Source organism: Paraburkholderia sp. UYCP14C, from assembly GCF_004197395.1.
Classification (GTDB): domain Bacteria; phylum Pseudomonadota; class Gammaproteobacteria; order Burkholderiales; family Burkholderiaceae; genus Paraburkholderia.
The window spans coordinates 1-24,254 of record NZ_SELS01000085.1 but is presented as its reverse complement, the minus strand read 5'-3'; the positions used below and the strand labels follow the sequence as shown (position 1 = coordinate 24,254).

Annotated in this window: 22 protein-coding genes; 10 read left to right on the top strand and 12 right to left on the bottom strand. The window is 61.5% G+C overall.

Translation table 11 applies throughout. The features are described from left to right. Nucleotides 1-238: 238 nt before the first annotated feature. The 9 genes from EVC45_RS39450 to EVC45_RS39405 all read left to right on the top strand — a co-directional run bounded on the left by EVC45_RS39450 (nt 239) and on the right by EVC45_RS39405 (nt 9,852). On the top strand, nt 239-748 hold the full coding sequence (locus tag EVC45_RS39450; RefSeq protein WP_129963529.1) for a hypothetical protein: 510 nt from the start codon (nt 239-241) through the stop codon (nt 746-748). Between the two features lie 570 nt (nt 749-1,318). After that, nucleotides 1,319-2,239 (top strand): ribokinase, encoded by a 921-nt coding sequence (rbsK, locus tag EVC45_RS39445; RefSeq protein WP_306770854.1) that lies wholly within the window; start codon nt 1,319-1,321, stop codon nt 2,237-2,239. Nucleotides 2,240-2,295: 56 nt separating this feature from the next. Continuing rightward, entirely contained in the window at nt 2,296-3,615 is a 1,320-nt protein-coding gene (locus EVC45_RS39440; protein ID WP_129963527.1) for an MFS transporter, read from the top strand. A 38-nt stretch (nt 3,616-3,653) separates the two neighbouring features. Beyond that, a complete protein-coding gene (locus EVC45_RS39435; RefSeq protein ID WP_129963526.1) occupies nt 3,654-4,613 on the top strand; it encodes a dihydrodipicolinate synthase family protein in 960 nt (319 codons plus the stop codon). A gap of 59 nt (nt 4,614-4,672) precedes the next feature. Continuing rightward, nucleotides 4,673-5,776 carry a LacI family DNA-binding transcriptional regulator gene (locus EVC45_RS39430; RefSeq protein ID WP_211193552.1) on the top strand — a complete coding sequence of 368 codons (1,104 nt, stop codon included), beginning with the start codon at nt 4,673-4,675 and terminating at the stop codon, nt 5,774-5,776. 358 nt (nt 5,777-6,134) lie between these two features. Next, nucleotides 6,135-7,604 (top strand): molybdopterin cofactor-binding domain-containing protein, encoded by a 1,470-nt coding sequence (locus EVC45_RS39420; protein ID WP_129963524.1) that lies wholly within the window; start codon nt 6,135-6,137, stop codon nt 7,602-7,604. 294 nt (nt 7,605-7,898) lie between these two features. Next, complete coding sequence (locus EVC45_RS39415; protein ID WP_129963523.1) at nt 7,899-8,732, top strand: hypothetical protein; 834 nt, start codon at nt 7,899-7,901, stop codon at nt 8,730-8,732. A 145-nt stretch (nt 8,733-8,877) separates the two neighbouring features. Continuing rightward, complete coding sequence (locus tag EVC45_RS39410; protein WP_129963522.1) at nt 8,878-9,606, top strand: hypothetical protein; 729 nt, start codon at nt 8,878-8,880, stop codon at nt 9,604-9,606. 9 nt (nt 9,607-9,615) lie between these two features. Next, entirely contained in the window at nt 9,616-9,852 is a 237-nt protein-coding gene (locus EVC45_RS39405; RefSeq protein WP_129963521.1) for a hypothetical protein, read from the top strand. 89 nt (nt 9,853-9,941) lie between these two features. Here the strand turns inward: EVC45_RS39405 and EVC45_RS39400 are convergent, their stop codons facing one another. The 3 genes from EVC45_RS39400 to EVC45_RS39390 form a co-directional block, all read right to left on the bottom strand. Next, on the bottom strand, nt 9,942-11,549 hold the full coding sequence (locus EVC45_RS39400; RefSeq protein ID WP_129963520.1) for a S10 family peptidase: 1,608 nt from the start codon (nt 11,547-11,549) through the stop codon (nt 9,942-9,944). A gap of 114 nt (nt 11,550-11,663) precedes the next feature. Further along, nucleotides 11,664-12,035, bottom strand: a complete 372-nt coding sequence (locus tag EVC45_RS48070) for a transposase (protein ID WP_129963519.1) — start codon at nt 12,033-12,035, stop codon at nt 11,664-11,666. Nucleotides 12,036-12,417: 382 nt separating this feature from the next. Continuing rightward, nucleotides 12,418-12,741: a hypothetical protein gene (locus tag EVC45_RS39390; RefSeq protein ID WP_248295435.1), complete on the bottom strand. Its 324-nt coding sequence runs from the start codon at nt 12,739-12,741 to the stop codon at nt 12,418-12,420. A 154-nt stretch (nt 12,742-12,895) separates the two neighbouring features. On the opposite strand from EVC45_RS39390, the gene EVC45_RS39385 reads away from it, so the two are divergent. Then, entirely contained in the window at nt 12,896-13,435 is a 540-nt protein-coding gene (locus EVC45_RS39385) for a hypothetical protein (protein WP_129963518.1), read from the top strand. 124 nt (nt 13,436-13,559) lie between these two features. Here EVC45_RS39385 and EVC45_RS39380 read toward each other — a convergent pair whose 3' ends face one another. From EVC45_RS39380 to EVC45_RS39340, 9 genes are all read right to left on the bottom strand, one after another. Beyond that, nucleotides 13,560-14,561, bottom strand: coding sequence for a LysR substrate-binding domain-containing protein (locus EVC45_RS39380; protein ID WP_129963517.1), 1,002 nt, complete (start codon nt 14,559-14,561; stop codon nt 13,560-13,562). 243 nt (nt 14,562-14,804) lie between these two features. Next, nucleotides 14,805-16,298 carry an aldehyde dehydrogenase gene (locus EVC45_RS39375; RefSeq protein WP_129963516.1) on the bottom strand — a complete coding sequence of 498 codons (1,494 nt, stop codon included), beginning with the start codon at nt 16,296-16,298 and terminating at the stop codon, nt 14,805-14,807. 17 nt (nt 16,299-16,315) lie between these two features. Next, complete coding sequence (locus tag EVC45_RS39370) at nt 16,316-17,647, bottom strand: FAD-binding oxidoreductase (RefSeq protein WP_129963515.1); 1,332 nt, start codon at nt 17,645-17,647, stop codon at nt 16,316-16,318. Nucleotides 17,648-17,656: 9 nt separating this feature from the next. Beyond that, the gene (locus tag EVC45_RS39365) at nt 17,657-18,544 is read right to left on the bottom strand and encodes a dihydrodipicolinate synthase family protein (RefSeq protein ID WP_129963514.1); all 888 of its coding nucleotides are present in this window, start codon (nt 18,542-18,544) and stop codon (nt 17,657-17,659) included. A 74-nt stretch (nt 18,545-18,618) separates the two neighbouring features. After that, the gene (gene glyA, locus EVC45_RS39360) at nt 18,619-19,914 is read right to left on the bottom strand and encodes a serine hydroxymethyltransferase (RefSeq protein ID WP_129963513.1); all 1,296 of its coding nucleotides are present in this window, start codon (nt 19,912-19,914) and stop codon (nt 18,619-18,621) included. Nucleotides 19,915-20,014: 100 nt separating this feature from the next. Continuing rightward, nucleotides 20,015-20,896 (bottom strand): glycine betaine ABC transporter substrate-binding protein, encoded by an 882-nt coding sequence (locus EVC45_RS39355; RefSeq protein WP_129963512.1) that lies wholly within the window; start codon nt 20,894-20,896, stop codon nt 20,015-20,017. A 78-nt stretch (nt 20,897-20,974) separates the two neighbouring features. Continuing rightward, nucleotides 20,975-21,856: a proline/glycine betaine ABC transporter permease gene (locus tag EVC45_RS39350; RefSeq protein WP_129963511.1), complete on the bottom strand. Its 882-nt coding sequence runs from the start codon at nt 21,854-21,856 to the stop codon at nt 20,975-20,977. Beyond that, nucleotides 21,853-23,142 carry a glycine betaine/L-proline ABC transporter ATP-binding protein gene (locus EVC45_RS39345; RefSeq protein ID WP_129963510.1) on the bottom strand — a complete coding sequence of 430 codons (1,290 nt, stop codon included), beginning with the start codon at nt 23,140-23,142 and terminating at the stop codon, nt 21,853-21,855. Before EVC45_RS39345 ends, EVC45_RS39350 begins: the two co-directional genes overlap by 4 nt. Before the next feature lie 662 nt (nt 23,143-23,804). Next, the coding region (locus EVC45_RS39340; RefSeq protein WP_129963509.1) for a 2Fe-2S iron-sulfur cluster binding domain-containing protein at nt 23,805-24,254 on the bottom strand (450 nt) is incomplete at its 5' end.

The following is a 24,254-nucleotide window of genomic DNA, read 5'->3' as shown; positions in this document are numbered from 1 at the left end:
GAAAGCGCACCGGCTCAGCAACCGCTTGCCGCTTGATCATGCTCTGCCCCCGCATACACCAGAATTGACATTAACTCGCGAGCAGAGCCGCGACAGCTGATTCGAGGGCTTTCAAAATCGCCACGCGTATTTCGTTTTCGTCTTAATCGGGATCCTGGCGGAGTCAATGCAGAGTCACTCCTCTTTACTACCCTGAGGTGGGGATTAACGCCTGTGCAACTTTATTTTGGGGGGTGAGATGGGATTTGATCGAACCTACTCTCGGGAAGAGATCCATCAGATGCTTTGCCTTAGCGAACGCCGTATGCGTCCGTCGAGCAAGCCGAAAACCGCGCGCCAGGGCCATCCCATCAGCGGGCACACGGAGCAGCGAGAAGATCCGTTTGACCGACGCCATATTCGACAAGACTCAACTTTCGTCAGTCGTAAGGATCTGGTCCTCGCAGTCGAAGAGGCTTTGCATCATGAAATTGGTCAGCAGAAGCTGGCTACACTCAACGACCACAACGTCAGCACTTGCTCGATCACGGTGCAATTGGCTGCAACCTTGGGAAAAATCAGGGCGAACGTTGTCCGAAACCCAATGGCCATGATCGGCAATAAGGACGTTCCGGCGCAGGGACCCCAGCACTACACGACGCTTGTCCCCGTGAACTCTGTGTTTGTTCTTGTAGACAAGCTGGCCGAGGCTGAAGCATGGGCTCCCCTACACATCCATACTGCCTTTCCCAAGGATTGCGCCGTATAGGGATTCGCTGATGAGTATGAGGAGCGCGCAAGCCAGTTGCATTTAACCATCCTCCAATTTCTTTCTGAACGGATCGCAGATCGCTGCGCTTCCGGCGATGTGCAATTTTGAATAGATCCAATCCGCCAAATGAGGTCTGGTTGGCGGATCTCCGAAATCAAATCAATGCGCGCCAGTTGAAATCACGCTCCGCGTTGCCGTAGGATTTTGCGGTGTGCGCTGCCCACAATTCAGGCGTGATGCTGTGCCCGTGCTGACGCCAGAAATATGGTCGTCGGACCGGCCTTCGCGGGTCAGGGCTGCTTTCCTCGCCTTCATGCATGACGCTCTCTACCTCCCAGTCACCCGCGCGGCAAACCGTCGATAGCCATCAGGCGGGACCGCAAAGCTTAGGGAATTTCCCGTAGACCGGCCCTTTCGCATTGCCATCCGGCGTTTTGCGAGATAATGTAAGCGCTAACACGCCTCGAATCCCCATCCTCCTCGCTGAAAATTGTTATGTCGCCCCTGAAAACGACCGAAAATGTAAGCGCTAACATTCGAGCAGCCGAAACACTTTCCTCGGCTCGGATCGTCGTCGCAGGCAGCGCGAACATGGATCTCGTCGTGCACGCGGAGCGTCTTCCGGCGCGCGGAGAAACCTTGCTGGGCGGCGCGTTCGCGACGTTCGCCGGCGGCAAGGGCGCCAATCAGGCGGTCGCGGCGGCGCGTCTCGGCGCGTCAGTGGCGATGCTCGGCTGCATCGGAGACGACGCCTTCGGCGCGCATCTGCGCGAGAGCCTAAGCAGCGAGCACATCGACACTGCGCACCTGCACACGGTGCACGACACGTCGACCGGCATCGCCGTCATCACGGTGGCCGCGGACGGTGCGAACACGATCGTCGTTTCGCCCGGCGCCAACGCCGCGCTCACGCCCGGCCACGTCGATGCGGCGCAAGGCGCCATCGGCGCCGCAGGTATACTGATTTGCCAACTCGAGGTGCCGCTCGACACCGTGCGGCACGCCATTTCTGTCGCGGCAAGGCTCGGCACGCCGGTGCTGCTGAACCCGGCGCCGGCGCAACCGCTTCCGGACGCGCTTTACCGTGAGGTGGGTTTGATGGTTCTCAACGAGACCGAAGCCCACCTGCTGACGGACGTGCCCGTCGATGGCCCGGCGTCCGCGCGCGAGGCCGCAGCGCGCCTGCGCGCGAAAGGCGTGGAGACGGTGATCGTCACGCTCGGCGCCGAGGGAGTCTGGTATGCGACAAGCGGAGAGGAAGACCACTTGCCCGCGCCGCGCGTCGATGCGATCGACACCACGGCGGCCGGCGACACCTTCGTCGGCGGCTTCGCAGCAGAGCGCGTGCGCGGCGCGAGTATCCGCGATGCGATCGACTTCGGACAGCGGGCCGCGGCGCTCAGCGTCACGCGTCAAGGCGCGCAGGCATCCATCCCGACGCAGGCCGAAGTGCGGGCGCAACCCACGTTCCCGGCCGCGGTTCGATAGACCCGGCTGCGGGAGGTCGCCGCAGCCCATCCACAAAACGACATGGAGACGACAGCATGAACCCAATCCCCGAGTCCGAGCAGGCACCGCCCCGCGTGCGCCGCGCCCAGATCGTGGCGCTAACGCTGCTGATGGTGAGCGGCATCGTGAACTATCTCGATCGGGGCACGCTCGCGATCGCCAATCCGCTGATCCGCAAGGATCTCGGTCTGTCGCTCGGCGAAATGGGGCTGCTGCTGTCGGCGTTCTCATGGAGCTACGCGCTGTTTCAACTGCCGGTCGGCGGCCTCGTCGATCGCATCGGACCGCGCAGGCTGCTCGGCGTCGGCCTGATCATCTGGTCGCTCGCGCAGGCCGCGGGCGGCATCGTGTCCACCTTCGGATGGTTCATCATCGCGCGCATCGTGCTGGGCATCGGCGAGTCGCCGCAGTTTCCGTCGGCGGCGCGCGTCGTGAGCAACTGGTTTCCGCTGCGCGCACGAGGCAAGCCGACCGGCATCTTCAATTCGGCGTCGCCGCTCGGAACGGCGCTCGCACCGCTGTGCCTGTCGGTGCTCGTGGTGCAATTTCACTGGCGCTGGGCCTTCATCGTTACCGGCGCGCTCGGTCTCGTGGTCGCGGCGATCTGGCTCGCCATCTATCGTGATCCGAATCCCGCCGCGCTCAGCGCGGAGGAACTGCGCTACCTCAAAGGCGACATCGCCGACACGAAGCCTGCCGAGCAGCTCAGCTTCGCCGACTGGCGCGCCCTCTTCTCGAACGTCACGACCTGGGGGATGCTGATCGGCTTCTTCGGCTCGGTCTATCTGAACTGGGTTTATCTGACCTGGCTGCCCGGCTACCTGACGATGGAGCGCCACATGACCCTGATGCACACCGGCATCGCGGCCTCGGTGCCCTTCTTCTGCGGCTTTCTCGGCTCGCTTTGCGCGGGTTGGTTCTCCGACCTCATCACGAAGAAGAGCAATTCGCCGGTTGCCAGTCGACGCAACGCGGTTGTCGTCGCGATGCTCGGCATGGTGGCGTTCACCGTGCCTGCCGCACTCGTCGAAAGCAACACGATCGCCATCGTCTGCATCTCGGTCGTGATCTTTCTGGCCAATGCGGCATCCGCCTGCTCATGGGCGCTGGCCACCGCAGCGGCGCCCGCCAACCGCGTCGGCTCGCTCGGCGCCATCCAGAACTTCGGCGGCTTTATCGGCGGCGCACTCGCGCCCATTCTCACGGGCTACATCGCGCAGACCTGGTCGTTCGTGCCGGCTCTACTGACAGCCGCCGTGATCGCCTTCGTCGGCGCAATGAGCTATCTGTTCCTCGTGCGCAAGCCGATCGAGGGCGAGATGGAACCGGGTACGCCGGCGCGCGCTCACGCCTGAGAAGCGTCACATTCAATTCTTTTGAGGACCACCCCGACATGACCCTCCCCACCTCCCCGGCGCGCTCGACGCGCTCGATCGAAGGCATCGTTCCCGTGATGCTGACGCCTTTCGACGACGCCGGCGCGATCGACTACGCAGGGCTCGAACGACTGATCGAGTGGTATCTCGCGCACGGCTCGGACGCGCTCTTCGCGGTCGCCCAGTCCAGCGAAATGCAATTCCTGAGCCTCGCCGAACGCGCCGCGCTCGGCCGCTTCGTGGTCGAGCGCGTGGCCGGCCGCGTGCCCGTCGTGGTCTCAGGCCATATCAGCGACGATCCCGATGCCCAGGCCGAGGAGCTGAACGCGGCCGCGGCGACCGGCGCGGACGGCATCGTGCTGGTGACGAACCGGCTCGATCCACGCCGCGAAGGCACCGAAGCGTTCTCGGCGAACCTGCATCGCCTGATGAGCCGCCTTCCTTCGGACCTGCCGTTGGGGCTGTACGAGTGCCCCGCTCCGTACCGGAGGCTGCTGTCCGACGACGAACTCAAGATGTGCATCGACACTGGCCGCTTCGTGATGCTGAAGGACGTCAGCTGCGATCTCGATACCGTCAAGCGCCGCGTCGCGCTGACGGCGGGTTCGCCGATGAAGATCCTGAACGCGAATGCCGCGATCGCCTGGGACGCGATGAAAGCGGGCTCCGCAGGTTTCAACGGAGTGTTCACGAACTTTCATCCGGACCTGTACAACTGGTTGCGCAACCGCGCCGACGAGAACCCGGCGCTCGCCCGTGAGCTTTCGACCTTTCTGGTGATCGCGGCGGTATCGGAGGCGCTCGGCTATCCGGCGCTCGCGAAGATGTATCACCAGCGGATCGGCACTTTTCAGTCGATTCGTTGCCGCGCGATCGACTACGACGTGCGCGAGCGCTTCTGGGCGCTCGACGCGGTGCTCGACAAGATCGTCGAAGGCACCGAGCACTTCCGTTCGCGTATCGCCGCCGGGGTTTGACCCATCCGTCACCCCGCCGCGAGTAAGATGACGGGCTCTCTTCTCGAAACGAATCGTCGATGCCTCGCTCCTCCGACTCCGCCCCCGCCTTCGCTCTCGAAGAACCGTCGCCGACCGGGCGTTCGGCCGGCGCGCGCGCCCGCCGCGGTACGGGCCGAACGGTCCTGTCGGATGTCGCGAAGCGCGCTGGCGTGTCCACGGCAACGGTATCGCGCGTCTACAACGAGCCCGGCAAAGTGTCCGACAGCGTGCGCGAGCGCGTCGAACAGGCCGCGCTGGAGTTGAACTGGTTTCCGAATGCGGCCGGGCGTGCGCTCGCGTCCACGCGCAGCCACATCGCGGGCATCGTCATTCCGACGCTCGACGATCAGGTGTTCGCCTCACAGGTGAGCGGCATGCAAGCCGCGTTCGCCGCGCGTGGCATCACGCTCTTTCTCGGCTGCTCGAACTACGACCCGAATGAAGCGCTGTCGCAGGTTCGCGCGATGCTCGCGCGTGGCGTGGAGGCGATCGCGGTCGTGGGCGAGGCACATCCGCCGGAACTCTTCGAAGCGCTGCGCGTGTGGCGCGTGCCCTACGTCGTGCTCTATGCGTGGCGCGAAGGCAGCCCTCACGATTGCATCGGCTTCGACAATCGCGCGGCCTATGAGCAGATCACCGAGCATCTCGTCGCGCTCGGACACCGGTCATTCGCGGTCTGCATCCAGCCGACACAGAACAACGACCGTGTGCAGGCCCGGCTCTCGGGCATTCGCGTCGCACTCGAGCGTCATGGCCTCGCGGTGCGCCCGGAGCATCTGATCGAAGGCGAATCCACGCTCGATTTTGGCCGGCGGGCATTGCGTGCCCTCTGGCAACTGCCGGGGCCGCCTCCGACGGCGATCATCTGCGGCAACGATCATATTGCGCTCGGCGTTTTGCGGGAGGCGGAAGAACTGGGCATCGCGATTCCTGAGCAGCTTTCGGTCACCGGCTTCGACGATCTCGCGATCGCACGCGAAGCACGACCACCACTGACGACGATGCACGTCGACACGCGAGAGATCGGCACGGTCGCCGCGAGGCACCTGCTCGATGCGCTGGATGGGCAAGCGACGCGACAAGGGTATGCCGTGCCGGCGGAATTGAAAGTGCGTCAGTCGACCGGGCCGTGCATGAGATGACTGACGCATCGGCTATGCCAACGCCGTCACCAGTTTTCCGCGGACAGATATTCACTCACGGCTCTAATTGGCTATAGAGATGCTAAGCACTGCTTCAGCATGATGTCTTTCGTCGCCCGGGATTTTATGCTCCCACTATTCAGTCCAATTTAATCAGTATTTAAAAATATCGACGGGTTTGTCGACGGCCATCAAAACGGCGCTGTTTCTTGAAAAAGCCCCGGTCAGTTCATAGAATATTTTCATTCTCCATCGTCGATGCAACTCCCCATTTGACCCAGAGACACCTGGCTCGACCAGGACAAGTTCTGCCGCGCTTCCATGACGTTTCGACCAAGCGAATTCAAAAGGGAGCAACATGGTTTGCGAGGTTTCCGTTACGGGCCGAACGTTTCTGAAAACCATAGGGAGCGGCGCCCTCACGGTCACAGTCAGCACCGTCACTTCGTTACTGGACGGTTGCGTCACTCGCCCATCCGAAAGTCAGTCCTCTCCCCGACTTACTGGCAGCACCAGTCATGAAGCGGCACGTCCCGACCAGACGACGCACTGGGCACCCGAGCCCGGCCAGGCACGCTGGCGTATAGAAGGCGTTAGCAAGGTAACCGGCGCAAAGATCTATGCGAGCGACTTTAAAGCGGCAGACTTCGAGGGCTGGCCAAAACAGGAAAACTGGCTGTACGCGCTTCGATGCGACCGCGTCAATCAGGTCGTCGTGAATTTCAATCTAAACGTGTTGCCACGCGGCCTTCAGCCAATTGCCGTGATCACCAGCGACACACTCGAGCGCGACGACATTCCGACCTCTGGAGACTCGAATCCCGACTTCAAAGCCGGCATCGAACTGTTTGCACGCCGTGGCAAGCCAGCCGGATGCGACGGACAATCCGTCGCGCTGCTTATTTTCGACAGCTTCGACATCTATCGCCACGCGAGGAAACTGCTCGACTTCAATCCACACGTTATTCAATACGGAGCGTCGGAACCCGCGCAAACCGATGCCCCAGGGTCTTTCGACGACAACGCCAACCCGTTCAAGCAAGCGAAGATCTACGTTCGCAACGATGAGCGCCAATTCTGGAACACGAAGATGGAGCCTGATCTGTCGGGCAATCCATCCGACGCATTCGCGCAACGATGCCGTCACGAGCGCGACATCATCACCTCACTGGCAGCGAGCCACGCAGAGGCCGGTCACTGGCGCGAATTCGGCACCGCGGACGGAAACATCTTCGAGACGCCCGCGATGGACCCCATGTTCATGGAGCCTGAGTCCGGCCTCGCGTGGTACGTCCAGGACTCAATGACCATGTGGCTGGTGCTTGGAACGCAGTCGGCGAGCGATGACGGAACCACGGCGATCAGTCTCTTCGGCAAGAGCACGCTTCATTCCGATCACGCGCACGTCATTGCCTGCTACCCCGGTGGCGGATTCGGCGGTCGTGACAAATCCTATTTCCCGGCATATCTGGCATTGGCGGCCCGTTTCGCGAAGTGCCCGTTACGCTGGCAACTCTCCCGCTACGAGCAATTCCAGGTTGGACTCAAACGCTCGGAGACGCGCTTTGAAGAGACGATCTGGAATGGAACGCGGCCAATCTCAAGTCCGTCGAGGCGCTGTTGTCGTGCTGCAGGAACCCTGACGGACCCGACTGTAACGGTTCGCCGATCGCGACCAGCGACAAGGCAAGGAGGAATCTGCACAGTCCCTCGGCCCGATGACTGGCGGCAGCCACCCGGAACGGGTCTATGTCGTGCCTTCAATGCCGCCGGGTTTCGGCATCGGGACGATCCAGAACGCGAGGGACGATGTTTAAGCAGCCTTTGATTATAAGCACGCGTACGCGAAAACCTCAGTGACCGCGCTTAAAGCGATCACGTGGCTCTTCGTTTTACCGATAAGCATTCGACTTCGCGAACGCGCCGCCGCGCATCGACCCGTCGAATTCACCCTGATTGATCGGCCAAAAAAGTACGGTTTGTCGGACATGAGCAGTTCTCTTCCCACCTCTGTCCACATCGCCCCCTGGCTCGCAAGTGGAGACGATGCGGAAAGACCGGGCGGATTCCTGCCCGACATGGCACTTTCACGTGACCTCAACCGGATGAACAGGAGGCACTTATGTTGGCAACGAAAGTTGGGCTCGTCGACACGACGGGTACAGTCGATACGCAAACGATGGCCGCGGTGGCCGCGGCACTCAATGTGCAGGTGACACGGGATCTGCCGAAATACTGGCCGGTCAGTGCCTCGGTCTCGTATCTGGCCGATCCGAAGAAGATCCCCCAGGGCGTATGGCCCGTGCAACTCGTCAGAACCCTTCCTCCGGACGAAGGGGGCTTTCATATGACTCGCCACAACCAGCCCTATGCGAAGGTGATCGTCACGCCGGGCAGCGAAGAATGGGCGGTCGATGCGAGTCACGAAACCATCGAAATGCTGATCGACCCGAACGGCAACCGGCTACAGACCTCGAACTCGATCGAGATCGCCAACGGCAAGATCCAGGATGGCACGGGTCGTTTCGAATATCTGGTCGAGGCTTGCGATCCGTGTGAAGCCGACCCCTACACCTACACGATTGACGGCATAGCGGTGTCCGATTTCATTACGCCGCACTTCTACGATCCCAATGTCACCCCGGACGCCCGCTACAGCTTCACGGGAGCAGTCAAGCATCCAAGACAGATTCTGCCGGGCGGCTACATCAGCTGGGTCGATCCGGTCACCAACGAGATGCAGCAGATTCTCTGGGTCGATCCGAATCAACCGCCGGTCCTGCGCAATCTCGGCTCTGCAACGGGCGGAAGCTTGCGTCTTTTCATCGAAAGCCAGACCTATCACAAGAGCCGCGAGAAACGTGAGGCGCTCAAGCCGCAGGCCAAAGCGGAAAGAGCAGTCTATCGGGAAGCCCTGGCCGCTGCTGCAATGGCGCGTGCCAACCACTATAAGTAAAGTAACCGCTGTATCTCCCCCGCATCGCTCCTGGAAAACGCGAAATGCGGGGGAGTTGGCCGTAGCATCATGGTGCCTTTATCGTCTGTTCGCCGACGGACATAGCCTGGAGGCAGGTTATGCAGCTTCGGACATCGATGCGACCATGGCGGCTCTCGGCAATCTTCCCGTTCCTCGCATTGTCGACGTCGCGGTCGACGGTACGGAAAACTCCGGGCAGTCCGACGGTGAAACCGGCCTCGATATCACCGTGGCAGGTGCGATTGCTCCTGCCGCCACGATCGCGGTCTATTTCGCCGGGGCTCAACCCCAGAACATGATTGACGCGTTGCAGATGATGATTCATCCGAACGCCGGGGAGCCGACGCCCCCTATCGTCTCCATCAGCTATGGATGGGGTCCGGACGACCTCGGTGAGCCAGGCTTTTCAGACAGCGAGTGGACGCAGATCTCGATGCTGTTCGAGGACGCCGACACCAACAAGATCACCGTGCTGGTTTCATTGGGCGACTCTGGAGCCCAGATCGCGAGCAGAACGCAGGCGCAAACCAGCTATCCCGCAAGCGACCCGTGGGTGACGGCCTGCGGCGGCACGACGATCGGCAATGTGAACGGGGCGACCTTCGAAGAGTGGGTCTGGAACGACGTCGGTGCGGCAGGACCGGGCGCGACGGGTGGCGGCGTGAGTGCGCGATTTCCCGTGCCGTCGTACCAGTCCGAAGTCGCGCTTCCCAAACGAGTGGGGACGGGTCAGGCGGGACGGGGCGTGCCGGATATCGCAGGGAACGCAAGCGAAAACAGCGGCTACCTGCAAGTGATCAACGGCCAGCCTGCGCAACCGGTCGGCGGCACGAGCGCGGTCGCGCCGCTCTAAGCCGGCCTGATGGCACGGATCAATCAGAACAACGGCTTTCCGGCAGGCTATCTCAACACACTCCTCTACAGTGTTCAGGCATCGACGTTCCATACTGTCAGCGGCGCGCCGGGCCCCGCAAACAACAGCTTTGGCGGCGTGAAAGGCTACCCGGTGAGTCCCATCTGGGATGCGTGCACGGGGCTGGGTAGTGTCGATGGCCAGGCATTGCAGGCCGCGCTCGCTGCGCGAGGCGCCGGTCAGTAGACGGAAGAGCCGCATGACGTGACGTCGGCGACGGTGTCACGTCATGATGTCCGGCATAGGGCAATCGTCCGATTGCCCCATTGCGGATGTCAGTACGGCGTGCGGCTCGAACGCTTCCGATATATGGCGGCTCCCGACACCGCTTTCTGTGTTGGCTTGAGCGACGCCTTGAGCGCTTCGGCATGCGCCTGCGCATTTCCATAGAACGACGTGAGATCGCTCTTCATAGCCGTTCGCGACGCATTGTCGAGATAAACCATGTGACCCGAAGGATAGTTATTGAAGGTCAGATTGCTTTCGAGCTGCGCGCTATCGAGCGGCATGTTCTGAAAATTGATCAGGGTCTGGAAGAATGGCGTCACCGCGTCGAAGTATCCATTCGCGGAAAACACCCTCAGGTATGGATTGACGGCCATCGCAGCAGCCAGGTCTCCGGCGGTGTAGAGACCGGCACCGCCCCGTTCCGATCCCGTTGGATCGACATGGCTGAAATCCCAGTTCTGGAAAGCCAGATCATTCAGGTCCATGAACGGCGAAACGGATGTGTATTTCAGTTCGTCATTGAGGTACACGTTCCACATCGCCGTGTAGACGCCACTCACGGCCGCCATGGTCGGATCGTTGCCGCCGGAGTTCGGTGCGATGAACTCCGCAATGCCCGTGTCTTCGCCCGTCACGCGGCCGTCATAAGCGCCGACGGCCAGCCCTTCGTCCAGCATCAGGCTCGTCAGGAACGCCGAACCATTTCCCATCGACGGATTGAGCTGCCAGTACTTCAGGACCATGGGCGGAATGCCGAGCATGTCGCTCATCGTCTGAAGGACGTCCGGTGCGACATTGGGGAAGGCGTTCAACGCATCCACATAGGGACCCGCGGCGAATGCCTCCACTTGCTCCATGAAGCCGGGCAGATCCGCCGGAGCGGGAGTCGTGGTCACTTTTTTGTGGAACCATGCATCGGCCGCATAGGTCGGCAGCGTGCCAATCGGGTTGCTTGCCTGCGAATAATCGAGAATCGAGGACTGCAGCACGATCCCGTTCAGATCGACGCCGTCCTCGTGCAGCATCCACGTGAGCACACAGGTACGTGGTGTCCCATATGATTCACCGAACAGGTACTTCGGAGAGTTCCACCGGTTGAAGACGGTTAGATAACGCTTGACGAACTGCTTGATGCAGCCTGCATCCTGATCGACGCCCCAGAAATCCTTGTTGGTGTGCGGCTCGATCGCGGTCGAGTAGCCGGTGCCAACTGGATCGATGAACACGAGGTCCGTCAGATCGAGCAGACTCTCGGGATTGTCTTCGAGCGTGTACGGCGCCGGTGGCGTGAACGCCGGCATACTCGTTTTAATCCGCCGCGGTCCGAAAGAACCTAACAGCAGAAAAACCGACGACGAGCCCGGTCCGCCGTTATAGAAAAATGTCACCGGTCGCGTGGATGGCGTCGCATCGTCGGCGGTGAACGACACGTAGAACAGTTTCGCGCCTGAGCGTGCGCTGTAGGCATCGGTCGTCACGAGGTGACCGGCTCGCGCCGTGTACGCGATCGCCTTTCCATTGATATTCACGGTGTGGTGCGTGACCGCGGCATTTTCAGTGGCATCGCTGATCGAATCGTCCGGACCGTATCCGTAAGGGGTAGCGTCCGCGAGGGGTTCATCGGGAGAGACATCCTTCTTTGCAACTGTGCTCATCGCAGGTCTCCATATTCATTGCCGAGGTGTGCTCGCTTCGTGCCAGCAGCGAAAAGCGGGCGCACGAACTGATACCGGGTTGTCGACACGATCGCGTCGGAACCCTTTCGTGCTTCATCCGAGACACGACGTACGTTGAGCGATGCAAAGGGTTCTTACCCCGATCGCGGCGATTCGCGTATCGCCGATTGCGAAGTTGCCGGTCCGGTAAACGTGAAACGATCCGGACTCAATTTTTTGAATCTTTTCTACGGGAATGTCGCGAAGTATAGGAAAGCGATGGCCCAGGCTCGCGAAACGGCGCGCCCAGTAATGGGCGCTGCCACACGCTTCCATGGCGATAACAGCGGGCGCCTGCTTCGCGAAGAACCTCACCAGTGCCTCCCGTTTCAGCTGTCGCCGCTCGACTTCGCCTGTCTCCATGTCCACCGAATGCACCTGAAAAGCCCGCTTTGCCAGGTCCACTCCAAATGTCCTGGTCTTCATTTCGAGCCCTCCATACCCTCAGTGGTCGTTGCAACACTTCCACTTTGGCACTCTGATGCTGTCGGGTATAGCGAGGGCTCCGCCGTTTCTGCGGCCTCTCCGATCCGACGCGGGGGGGAGGCGTCCATACCATCCAGTTGTTTGCCTGTAGCGCGTCCTTTGCGCCGCGCTACAAATGGATGAGCCGCCACGTGGCGGCGCTCATCACGACATTACTCGGGTGTCGTTGCGATGTACCCACCCGGGAGCGGTGGGTCGGGTGGCGTCTGTTGCGTCTCCGTATCGGCGGTGGTCAGTGGTCACGGCGCGCACGCAGCGCACGCCCGACCACCGCGGAAGCCGTGCTTGCCCCGCTTCAGGGTGCACGACGTCCGCTATGCGATCAGTTCTGCAGCGGCGAGACTTTTTCGCCGTACGCGACCGCCTGCGGAACCCATTTCCCGTCGATCACCTTGTAGAACGTCGCGGCCGGGTCTTTCATGTCGCCGTTCGGCATGAACGCGATATCGCCGGAGATGCCTACGAAGGCGACCGATTTGATGAACGGGCCATACACTTTAGGGTCGGTCGAATTCGCCTTTTTCATCGCATTGATGAGTACCCACGTCGCGTCATAAGCCGCCGGTGCATAACCGTGCAGCTTCAGGATTTCACGCCTGCTTTTCCGGGCCCGCATGTGACGACGCCCCGTGTGTTCCAGCGACACGTCGCAATTCTTCTAGCGCCACGAATGGGCGTGTATTCAAATGACGATGCGATTCATCCTTCACGTCATCTTTGAGCTGACCCGGCGCTTCCCGGCTTACGGCTAACGCACGTCGTCAGTTAGACACATCGCTATTTTCCAGATCGAGATTTCCGTGCAAACGTACATCGGATTTGATTCGGCCCTTCCTCAACAGGCGGCATTGTTCAAGGTTGGTACCAACCGCGGTGACGTCTTCATGACCGTGAATCGCACGGATCGCAAGGACGAAGACCGTGCGATCGTCGAAGTCCGGGGCGATGCCTTGCTTGGACTGTGGCGGAATTGGGCGACGAGCCAAACCGAAGGCGCGTCACCGTTGCGTGCGTCGTCGAGATGGCTGGGAGAAGAGCTCGAGTTCGCCGATGACGATCTCATGCTGGGACAGACGGAGCTTGTCCCACTGGCGGAAGTGCGATGCGGAGTACGTCCGCAGCCGACCGCTCGACGGATCAACGAATCTTCGTTCATTGGCACGACCACACAGCCGTACGTGACCGTTACCGACGGCGCCGCCCGAATGCTCTGGCTCGGTTCGATTGGCGCACGCTGCTTTCCGGTCGAATGCCTCGTGGCCGAGGCGCCTTTGCTTTCCCGGCTGGCGGGCACGCCTCGCAGCCACTGGTTGCGGGTCTCGGAACTGTTGCAGCGATGAACCGTCAGCTGGCGTTGATTCCGGCGTGCCCGCGGGCACGCCGTACGTCACCCCGGCATCTCGAAGGCGAATCAGCTCGTGATTCGCGCGGCAATACTCGACAAGTTCTGACCACCGCGCATTGCTAGCCCGCGACGGCGACGCCGGCGTCGAGCCAGTCGCGCATCATTGCACCCGCTTCTTCGTTGAGCCAATCCCGGAACTGCAGATACTCGGTTCGAGGCCGCGCATTGCGGTGCGTAATCAGATAGTGGTAGCGATCCTTGAAGACGAGCGCATCGGCAACAGGACGCATCAGGCGTCCTTGTTCGATCTGAAGATGGACCAGATGATGCCAGCCAAGCAGCGTGCCTTCGCCGGCTTCGGCCTGCGCGACGAGGAGCCGATAGTCGTTGCTCTCCAGATGCCTGTTTTCACCGGCCATGTCCATGCCCTCGACCTGCTGGAACCAGTTTCGCCACACTCGCCAATCCACGTGTTCGCAGACCTGGGCTCGCCCCAGCAACGAGAGATTCAACGTGGGTTGCGATAGCAGGTCGAGCGGTTTGAGCTTCTTGCCGCGGAAATACCGTTCGTGAAACGCCGGGCTGCAGACCGGGTAGACGACATCATGGAACAAGGGCTCGACTTCGTATTCCGGCTCACGCGGAGGGTTCTTCGTGATGATGATGTCGGGCTCCAGGAGTTCGTCCAACTCCATGAAGTGCTCGGAGACCATCACATGCAGCCGGATATCCGGGTAGCGCTTGCGAAACGCCGGCAGGCGTGACGACAACCAGAGAGCCGAGAACGTATGCGAGACACAAATGGTCAACGCGTGCCGGTCGGTGCGACGCACCGCCTCGGCCGCTTCGGCGATATTCATGATGGACAGATACGACGCGTTGTACAGGATGCGTCCAGCATCGGTCAGTGCAATATGCCGGCCGGTGCGTTCGAACAGCGCGACATCGAGCGAATCTTCGAGCTCCTTGATTTGTCTGCTGATTGCGGCCTGCGTCACGCACAGCACCTCGGCCGCCTGGGTGAAGCTCTCGTATCTCGCCGCCGTCACGAAGCACTTGAGTGCCCGAAGTGACGGCATCTGGGCGAGAAGTCGGTCCGCGAACATCTGTTTCTTCGACATGAATTGCGCTCTCTAAACGGGTGCTCGCACGGCGCATTGCATGGTCGCTCGCCCGGACAACCTGGCCGCCGGTGGCACGCGACTATCGCGCCACGAACCATCAAGGGATTGGAATTTGAATAGTTTGCGAGTCTGTCCACCGACTGGCAAGTGAATTGGTCCCCATTGAGTTCCTTTCAGATGGCGTGGCGCCCTCCCTTCCCCGCTTGCCTCCGGTTCTGCGCCACGCGCCGACGCTGCCGGTCACCCGAGCTTCAACCAGGTGGTCTTCAGCTCGCAATACTGATCGTGCGCATAGACGGACTTGTCGCGCCCGCCAAACCCCGATTGTTTGAAGCCGCCGAACGGCGTCGAAAGGTCGCCCTCGCCGAAGCAGTTCACCGTGACCGTGCCCGCACGGATACGCGCAGCCACTCTGTGCGCGCTGTTGACGTTATCCGTCCACAGCGATGCGGCCAGTCCGTAGCACGTATCGTTTGCGATCCGGATAGCGTCCTCCATGTCCTCATACTCGATCAAACACACCACGGGCCCGAACACCTCTTCACTGGCGATGGCCATATCCGGACGCACCTGATCGAAGATCGTGGGCTCGACGAACCATCCGCCGGTCTCGGTCAGCGCGGCGTGTCCCCCGCAAACCACGCGCGCGCCCTGCTCCTTGGCCTTCTCGATGTGCGCCAAGACCTTCTCATAGTGCTTCTGCTCGATCAGCGAGCCGAGCTTGACGTCGGGGTCGAGCGGGTCGCCTGTCCGCCAGCCGGCGAGAACGCCCAGGACTTTCTCCACCAATTCCGCCCGCCTGCTCGAAGGAACCAGAATCCGCGATCCGGCGCTGCAGTTTTCGCCCATGTTCCAGAATGCGGCGGCGACGGCCTGTTCGGCGACCGCATCGAGATTCGCCACATCGGGAAGAATGACCTGCGGATTTTTGCCGCCGCATTCGAGTAACACGCGTTTCAGATTGGTGTCCGCGGAATAGTGCAGAAAGCGCTTGCCGGTCGCAGTCGAACCGGTGAACGCGACAAGGTCGACATCGGGATGGCGACCGAGCGCCTCGCCCGCGCCTTCGCCGAAGCCCGGAACGACGCTGAACACACCTGCGGGCACGCCAGCCTCTAAAGCGAGATCCGCGATACGCAAGGTCGAAAGAGACGTCTGCTCCGCAGGCTTGACGATCACGCTATTGCCGACCGACAAAGCCGGGCCGATCTTCCAGGCTAGCATCAGCGCGGGGAAATTCCAGGGCAATACCGCTCCCACCACGCCAATCGGTTCACGCGTGATCATGCTGACGACATCCGCTCCCGAGGGCGACAGCGCGTCATAGCGCTTGTCGGTCACCTCGGCGTGCCAGCGAATGCAAGCCGCCGACTCGGGGATATCCAGCCCGAGGCATTCGCTGATCGGCTTGCCCGCCTCCAGCGCTTCCAGAAGCGCCAATTCGTCCCTGTGCTCGTCGATCAGCTGCGCAAGGCGCAGCAGCACCGCCTTCCGATGAGCCGGTGCGGCCTTCGACCATACGCCGGAGTCGAATGCATGCCGTGCGGCCTCGACCGCGCGATTCACATCCGCGCCGGCGCATTTCGCCACTTCCGTCAGCACCTTGCCCGACGCCGGATTGAGCGTGGCGAACGTTTCGCCGGATGCCGCCCGGCAGCGCTCTCCGGCGATGAATGCCCGGCCGTCGAGCGGCAATTCCGCGGCTTTCTGCTTCCACTGCTGATGCGTCGTCATCTGATGTTCCTCGTTAATTAGAGTTCGGCCCCGGCCGACATTTCTTTCGCCCAGATCGTGGCGGACACCGCCACGTCCACAATCGGCCGGACCGGCAACGAGCGCGGGTGCGGCCGGCTCAGAATCTGGCGCACCAACTCGTTGGTCTGGCCAAGCGCGTATTCCGCGATCAGCTTGCCCGACGAAGACCCCCTGCTCAGTCCCAGTCCGTTGCATCCCACCGATTCCAGGATGCCATCGTCGCGGCGGCCGAACAGTGCGCCGTTGTTCGCCGAAAGACACAGCGGACCGCCCCACGTGTACTCGAACTCCACGCCTTTGAGCATCGGAAAGCGACGGTCGAACGAGCGCTGATGCAGCGCTTTCGCCTTCGCGAGATCGGCGTCGGATACCTGCAGCCCCGGCCGGAACGCGAAATGATTGCGCACGCAGATGCGCTCGGTTGCCAGCCGGCGCACCGTCGTACCCATGGGGTCCGCTGGAATCAGGGACCACGCTCGCGTTCCGCCCAGTCGTTCGATCTCGTCGGCGTTCATCACGCGAGTCATCGATGCAAACGTGTAGACAGGCAGCAAGCCATTCGGATGCATGCCGAAGGTTGCCGCGTAAGCGTTCGTACAGAGAATGACCTGTTTGGCGACGATCTTCCCGCCCGCGAAATGCAGGACCTTCTCGTTGCCGCGAGGTTCGATTTGCGTGACGGCGCTCAACTCGAATACCGTGACGTTGGCGGGCTGCGTGCTCGCCAAACCGCGCATCAGCGCAGCCGGCTGCACCGTGCTGCAGCCCGGCGTGAACAATGCGCCCTGATAGAAGTCCGTTCCCGTCACCGCGCGAATTGCCGGTTGATCGAGCCACTGGAATGGTTCGTCGATGCGCGTCAGGCCCCGCGCGAAATGCGAGAGCGCGTCGAGCCCTTTCTTGTTGACCGACGCGTGGAATTTGCCTTCGTCGCGCCAATCGCAATCGATGTTGTGCTCGCGCACGATAGAGCGCACGTAGTCGATGCCGTGCCGCTGGAACCGCACGTCGGCCTTGTCCTCCGCCACGCTGCGCGAATAACTTTCGCTGCTGATGTCATGCGGCAAATCGACGAAGAATCCGGAATTGCGCCCGGCCGTGGTCCGTCCAATGCGGTCCGCCTCGACGATAGCGATCGACGCATCGGGCGCCAGCTCCGCCAGCCGACGAGCGGCGCAAAGCCCGGTGATGCCGCCGCCGACCACGACCCAGTCGTAACGATGCTCCGACGATACCCGGTTGGCGGGCGCCGCGGGCGGCAGACTCTCCCACCATCCGTTGACGCCGTCCGGCGCAGGAAACCGCGCGAATTCCAGATTCGAGACCATGTCGTGTTGCTACTGAACGTTGCGAATCAGCGGTTTCACAAGCTGCGCAAACGCGTTGCGCTCCCCGTCCGACAGCGAGCCGAGCGGCGCGCGTGCGACGCCCACCGGCAGTCCCGCCAGTTCGCAACCGTAGCGAACGTACTGGATGAATTTGCCGCTGCGCTCGAGCAGTTCGAGTACCGGCAGCAATTGCGCCATCAGCTTGCGGCCCAGCACGAAATCGTTCTGCTTGACACACGCATCGAACAGCGACGTGTGCGCTTCGGCCAGGAAGTTCGATGCACCGCCGACCCAGCTCTTCGCACCCCACGCGAAGAATTCGAGCGCCTGGTCGTCCATGCCGCAGCTCAGCACCAACCGGTCCCCGAAATGGGTGACGAGATGATGCAGATGCGAAATATCGCCGGTGCTCTCTTTCATCGCGACAAAGTTCGGACGCTCGAGCAGCTTTGCCAGCACGTCATCGCTGATTTCCGTTCCGGTGCGGGCAGGAAAGTTGTACAGCATGATCGGCATGTCGAGCGCGTCGTCCACCTTCAGCAAATGGGCGAGAAGCTCTTCCTGCGTCGGCTGCGCGTAGTACGGCGCGGCCACCAGCAGCGACGACAAGCCTGCGCGCTTCGCCTCGAGACCGAGTTGAATCACTTCTCTCGTCGTGGTCGCGTTGATGCCGGCGGTCAGATACGTTTTGCCGCCCGCCGCCTCTGCAACGGTGTTGAATGTCTTCACGCGTTCGTCGAAGCTCAACGCGTAGTATTCGCCGGTGGTGCCACCGATCCCGAGTCCGGAAACCCGGCCCGCCAGGTTCGCTGCGTGCTTGCCGAGCAACGTGTGATCGATTTCACCGTCTTCCTTGAACGGTGTGACCAGCGGCGTGTGTACTCCTTCAAAGCTCATTTTGATTCCTCTCTTGATCAGTCATCCAAACAGATAAGCTGGACATCGCTGCTCTCGCAGCTTGAACACGCGGCTTACGCGACGGCGTCCGCGTGCGAATAAATCGGAAACTGGTTGCACAGATCTCTGACCTGGCTGCGCACGGCGCGTTCGACCTGGTCGTCGCCGCCCGGCTCGCGCTCCAGCCCCGACAAGACTTCAAGGATCATTTCGCCGATCTGCTCGAACTGCGCCGTGCCGAATCCACGCGTCGTCCCAGCGGGCGTGCCGAGCCGAATGCCGGAAGTCACGGCCGGACTTTCCGTGTCGAACGGGATGCCGTTCTTGTTGCAGGTGATGCCCGCGCGTTCGAGGGCCTTTTCAGCCTGCATGCCAGTCACCCGTTTGGCACGAAGATCGACGAGCAGCAGATGGTTGTCGGTGCCGCCCGTGACGAGCGAGAGCCCGCCGGATTGCAGCACGTTGCCGAGCGCTTCGGCGTTGCGCAGCACCCGGTCGATGTAGCCTGCGAACTCCGGACGCAGCGCTTCTCCAAAGGCCACCGCCTTGCCCGCGATCACGTGCATCAGCGGGCCGCCCTGCAAGCCGGGGAACACGGCGGAATTGATCTTCTTCGCGATGTCCCCATTGTTGGTGAGGATGAAACCGCCGCGCGGGCCGCGAAGCGTCTTGTGCGTGGTCGACGTCACCACGTCCGCGTACTTGATCGGGTTTTCATGGCGGCCGGCCGCGACGATGCCCGCGATGTGCGCCATGTCCACCATCAGCAGGGCTCCGACGCTGTCCGCGATCTCGCGGAAAGCAGCGAAGTCCAGTGCCCGAGGATAGGCCGAATAGCCCGCAATGATGAGCTTCGGCCGATGCTCGTGCGCCAGCCGGCGGACGGCGTCGTAGTCGATCCGGTAAGTTTGCGGGCTCACGCCATATTGCACCGCGTTGAACCACTTGCCGGAGAGTGCCGGACGCGCGCCGTGCGTCAGATGGCCACCCGCGTCCAGCGACATGCCCATGACCGTGTCGCCCGGCTTGACGAGCGCAAGCATCACCGCGCCGTTGGCCTGTGCGCCGGAATGCGGCTGCACGTTCGCATACTCGGCGTCGAACAGCGCCTTCACGCGATCGATGGCGAGCGCCTCGATCCGGTCGACGTGCTCGCAACCGCCGTAATAGCGCTTCGACGGATATCCCTCGGCATACTTGTTGGTCAGCACGGTACCTTGCGCTTCCATCACAGCGGCCGAAACGATATTCTCGGAAGCGATCAATTCGATCTGCGTTTGCTGCCGGCGCAATTCGAGCGCGATCTCCGATGCAATGACCGGGTCACGGCTCTGAAGCATTTCAGAAAAGAAGGTCGAGTTTTCGCTCACAAGTCACCCCAAAAAGTAATCGTGTCCAGCAGGTCATTCAAAGTCAGGAAAATCATCGGGGCCGCCGGCCCTTGCTGCGCCCCGATGGCGAATCTTCCGGTTACTGCTGTAGCCAGGCTTGCAGCTTGTCCGGGTGCGCGTCCACGAACTTCTTCGCCGCGGTCGCATAGTCGTTCGTACTGTTGCCTTCGAGTTCGATGGCTTCGACGTCGGCAAGCGTCAGCTTGAAATGCTTGAAGAACACGTCGGCGCGAGGAAACTTGCTGGCGAACTGCTTGGACGCGAACGCGTGGACCTGCTCCTCGCCACCCAGCGTGCCCTTCGGATCCTTCAGGTAGCGCATCTGCCATTTCTGCCAGAGCCAGTGCGGGCTCCAGACCGTCGCAACCACCCATTGCTTGGTTTGATAAGCACGCGATACGGCAGCGAGCATCCCGGCTTCGCTCGACGATTGCAGGTTGTAGCCGGTCAGCCCATACGCCTGCACCGACTTCGCAGACGCCTGCATCAGACCGGAACCCGGGCCGATCCCCTGAATCGTGCTGTCGAGCTTACTCGCGACCTCCGGCTTGCTGAGGTCTGCAATCGACGAGACCTGAGACTCGGGCACGTAGGCGGGCACGGCCCAGCCGTTTCTGCCGCCGGTGTAGATGACGCCTACGTCATCCAGATCGTTCTTGTACTTGGCGTAGTACACCGCATGCGTAACCGGCAGCCAGCCGCCCACCATGATGTCGAGGTCGCCGCGCGCAACGCCCTGGAACTGGATACCGATGTCCGCGTTGACGAATTTGACCGGCTGATTCAGCTTGGTTTCGAGCACGTATTTGGCGACATTGGCCGTGGCCAGAACGTCGGCCCAGTCGGTGATCGCCAGCTTGATCGGCTCGGCGGCCGAGGCCGACCCGATGCCGACACCCAGGGCGACGACGGTCGATACCGCCACCTTCGTCATGAATGATCTGAGAACATTGCTAACCATGTTAGTACTCCCTATGTATCTTGACATTACCCATTCCATCACGGATGCGCTGCGTCGTTCAGGCGCCGCTCTGCGTGTTCAGGTGCGGGCTGCTTCGGCAGCGCCACCCTTGGCCACTTTCGTGACGGGTCTCCTCTTCTTCGACTTCACACCGAACGTCTCCGTCAGGCGGTCCAGCACGATGGCCAGCAGTACGACACCGAGACCACCCTCGAAGCCGATGCCGATGTCGAGACGCTGGATGCCGCTCAGCACATATTCACCGAGACCGCCTGCGCCGATCATCGAGGCGATCACCACCATCGAAAGCGACATCATGATGGTCTGGTTCACGCCGGCCATGATCGACGGCAATGCGTTGGGCAGCTGGATTTTCCACAGCAGTTGCATATCGGTGCTACCGAACGAGCGGCCCGCTTCGAGCAATTCCTCGCGAACCTGGCGGATACCCAGCGTCGTGAGTCGCACCACGGGCGGCATCGCGAAGACGACGGTTGCGATCACGGCCGGGACCCGTCCCAGGCCGAACAGGATCACGGCGGGAATCAGATAGACGAACGCCGGCATGGTCTGCATGAAATCGAGCAGCGAGCGCAGGACCATTTCCACGCGCCTGTTGCGCGCGCCCCAGATGCCGAGCGGCACGCCGACGATCAGACTGAAAACCGTCGCGGCAACGACAAGCGCAAGGGTGGCGACGGTTTGCGGCCACAGCCCCATGTAATTGATCAGCAGCAACGCAATGCCGACGAAAACCGAGAACGCGATGCCGCGGCGCCACAACGCGAACGCCACGAGGATCACGAGCATCGCGACGAACGGAATCGCGGCCAAGCCGGTTTCCAGCAGCTTGACGACCGCGCCCAGCGCCGCTGAAAACGCGTTGAAGCCGCCCTGAAAATGACTGAAAAGAAAATTGACGGCATTCTCTGCGAACTTGCCAATGACTGACGAATTCATGCTGACCTCCGCTCCATAACCTGCTTGAGTATCGTTCGGCACGACACGACGCCCGCGAGCTTGCCGGCCGCGTCCGTTACCGGCACGTCGTGCTGCTGGCTCAAAGCAATCGCCGAGAGTTCGTGCAGGTCCGTGTCCAGCGAGACGGTCTTCAAATCCTGCAGCAATGCTTCGCGCAGCGGACGTCCTCCCACCTTGTGCAACGACGCGGGCGTCACGCATCCCTGGTACCGGCCGGATTCGTCGCACACGTAGCCACATTCGGCGCCGCTGTCGATCAGTTGATCGAGGTAGCGCTGCGCGGACGCGGCGACGTCGCCGGTAATCAGTCCGCGCTCGACCCGAGTCATCAGTCTTTCAGCCTTCAGGAAGCGCGAAACGTCGACGTGACGGAAGAAGTCCCGCACGTAGTCATCCGCCGGCGACTGGATGAGCTCGGCCGGCGTGCCGACCTGAATCAGGCAGCCGTCCTTCATGATGCCGATACGGCCGCCGATCTTGATGGCCTCTTCGATATCGTGCGAAATGAACACGATGGTGCGCTGCTCTTCCTTCTGGAGCCGCAGCAACTCGCTTTGCATTTCGAAGCGGATCAGCGGATCGAGGGCGGAGAAGGCTTCGTCCATCAGCAGCACGGCAGGATTGACCGCCAATGCGCGCGCCAGCCCGACGCGCTGCTGCATACCACCCGAAAGCTCCCCGGGCAGCATCTTTTCGTACGAATCGAGACCAACGCGCTTCAGCGCAGCCCGGGCGATTTCATAACGCTCGGCCTTCTTCATGCCCCCGACCTCGAGGCCATACGAAATGTTGTCGAGCACCGTGCGGTTCGGCAGCAGCGCGAACGACTGGAACACCATCGCCATCTTCTTGCGGCGCACATCGCGCAATTCCGGCGTGGACATCGGCGCGATGTCGCGGCCTTCGAGAACGACTTGTCCGGAGGTCGGTTCGATCAGGCGGTTGAGCAGCCGAACGAGCGTCGACTTGCCGGAACCTGACAGGCCCATGATGACGAAAATCTCGCCTGCCTTGACGTTGAGGCTGACGTCGTTGACCGCCACCATGTTGCCCGTACGCTTGAATACTTCATCGCGTCCGAGACCCTGCTTGACCAATTGCGCGGCAATCTCGGGCTTGGGGCCGAAGATCTTCGACAGGTTCTTCACCGTCAGTATGTCCGTTCCGGACATGGCGATGGGCTGTGCCACGGAAGGCGTGGCTGCCGCATTGATTGCACCCGGAGGTATCACGTCTTCCGGCGCGAACGTCAGATTTGGGCTCATTCGATCTTCCCAACTGGCTGGTTCAAAAATTGACGCTGGTGAACTCCGACCTAACGAGGAGTTCTCGCATGGCGTTCAGCTAGCATCAGCGGATGCCTGACATCGAATCCAACACCGCGGTAAATCTGGTTCCGATGCGGTAGTGATGCAGTGATTGCAGCGTAGCAATCCAAATTGAGCCCTCCAGCTACATTTTCTGGGCTCTTTTCGATACCTTTGGTAATGCGTGGAAGACGCGTTACCGGGCGCGCAACGTCAGGCGATCCGGCGAAAGAAGCGCGGACCTTATACGGGCGGGGCTCTGCGGGCAATCGAGAAGCTGGGACTACGGGGTTGGGCCGTTGCTCGCGGAGCGGGGAAAGCCGCATGGGCCAAGGGAAAGTCCTGGGAGGATTTAGCCAGGGTAACTACTAGAAAAGCAGCCAGATTCGAGTCGACGCGAACGTATCCACGCGACGATTCGGGTGCGAATTGAGCGTTTCACTAAAACGAGCAGCTCGATCGTGCGCCGACGGCGGCGGGCGCGCGAGTTAAGATCGAGCCGTAAAAAGCAGTCGCCCCATCGCCTCACGCAACGCACGTGAGCCACGATGGGGCAAGACCTCAGTTCAAGTTGAGCTGGAGAGTCAAACCGGACCCGGAATGACTTACGGCTGGTCGTTTTACAGATCGAGAACCAGGTTTGAAGTCGGACGGCTGCAGCACATCAAGCGCATGCCCTTGTCGATTTCACGCGGGCGAATGCCGCCGTTGTGCTTCATGTCCACGGTGCCTTCGAGCAGCTTGGTCTTACAGGTCCCGCACATGCCCTGGCTACACGACGACGGCATGGGCACACCGGCCTTTCGCGCAGCGGCGAGCACGGTCTGTGACCCGTCCATGATGAAAGTGCGACCCGAGCGCGCCAGCTGCACCGTATAGCCTACCTCCCCGGTCGTTTCTGCGCCAGGCTCCGCAACCGGGTGTTGAGCGCACTCCACAGTCTCCGCAAAGTTGAAGCTCTCCTGATGATATCGGGCAGGGTCGTGTCCGCCTTCCACAAGCATCTTTCTGGAAGCGTCCATATAGCCGCCGGGGCCGCAGATGAACACCTCGCGATCGCGGTAGTCCGG

Excerpts from the sequence above, each read along its gene's own strand:
- EVC45_RS39450 (WP_129963529.1), top strand. The coding sequence starts at position 239 with ATGGGATTTGATCGAACCTACTCTCGGGAAGAGATCCATCAGATGCTT.
- EVC45_RS39440 (WP_129963527.1), top strand. The coding sequence starts at position 2,296 with ATGAACCCAATCCCCGAGTCCGAGCAGGCACCGCCCCGCGTGCGCCGC.
- EVC45_RS39435 (WP_129963526.1), top strand. The coding sequence starts at position 3,654 with ATGACCCTCCCCACCTCCCCGGCGCGCTCGACGCGCTCGATCGAAGGC.
- EVC45_RS39430 (WP_211193552.1), top strand. The coding sequence starts at position 4,673 with ATGCCTCGCTCCTCCGACTCCGCCCCCGCCTTCGCTCTCGAAGAACCG.
- EVC45_RS39420 (WP_129963524.1), top strand. The coding sequence starts at position 6,135 with ATGGTTTGCGAGGTTTCCGTTACGGGCCGAACGTTTCTGAAAACCATA.
- EVC45_RS39415 (WP_129963523.1), top strand. The coding sequence starts at position 7,899 with ATGTTGGCAACGAAAGTTGGGCTCGTCGACACGACGGGTACAGTCGAT.
- EVC45_RS39410 (WP_129963522.1), top strand. The coding sequence starts at position 8,878 with ATGGCGGCTCTCGGCAATCTTCCCGTTCCTCGCATTGTCGACGTCGCG.
- EVC45_RS39405 (WP_129963521.1), top strand. The coding sequence starts at position 9,616 with ATGGCACGGATCAATCAGAACAACGGCTTTCCGGCAGGCTATCTCAAC.
- EVC45_RS39400 (WP_129963520.1), bottom strand. The coding sequence starts at position 11,549 with ATGAGCACAGTTGCAAAGAAGGATGTCTCTCCCGATGAACCCCTCGCG.
- EVC45_RS48070 (WP_129963519.1), bottom strand. The coding sequence starts at position 12,035 with ATGAAGACCAGGACATTTGGAGTGGACCTGGCAAAGCGGGCTTTTCAG.
- EVC45_RS39380 (WP_129963517.1), bottom strand. The coding sequence starts at position 14,561 with ATGTCGAAGAAACAGATGTTCGCGGACCGACTTCTCGCCCAGATGCCG.
- EVC45_RS39375 (WP_129963516.1), bottom strand. The coding sequence starts at position 16,298 with ATGACGACGCATCAGCAGTGGAAGCAGAAAGCCGCGGAATTGCCGCTC.
- EVC45_RS39370 (WP_129963515.1), bottom strand. The coding sequence starts at position 17,647 with ATGGTCTCGAATCTGGAATTCGCGCGGTTTCCTGCGCCGGACGGCGTC.
- EVC45_RS39365 (WP_129963514.1), bottom strand. The coding sequence starts at position 18,544 with ATGAGCTTTGAAGGAGTACACACGCCGCTGGTCACACCGTTCAAGGAA.
- EVC45_RS39355 (WP_129963512.1), bottom strand. The coding sequence starts at position 20,896 with ATGGTTAGCAATGTTCTCAGATCATTCATGACGAAGGTGGCGGTATCG.
- EVC45_RS39350 (WP_129963511.1), bottom strand. The coding sequence starts at position 21,856 with ATGAATTCGTCAGTCATTGGCAAGTTCGCAGAGAATGCCGTCAATTTT.
- EVC45_RS39345 (WP_129963510.1), bottom strand. The coding sequence starts at position 23,142 with ATGAGCCCAAATCTGACGTTCGCGCCGGAAGACGTGATACCTCCGGGT.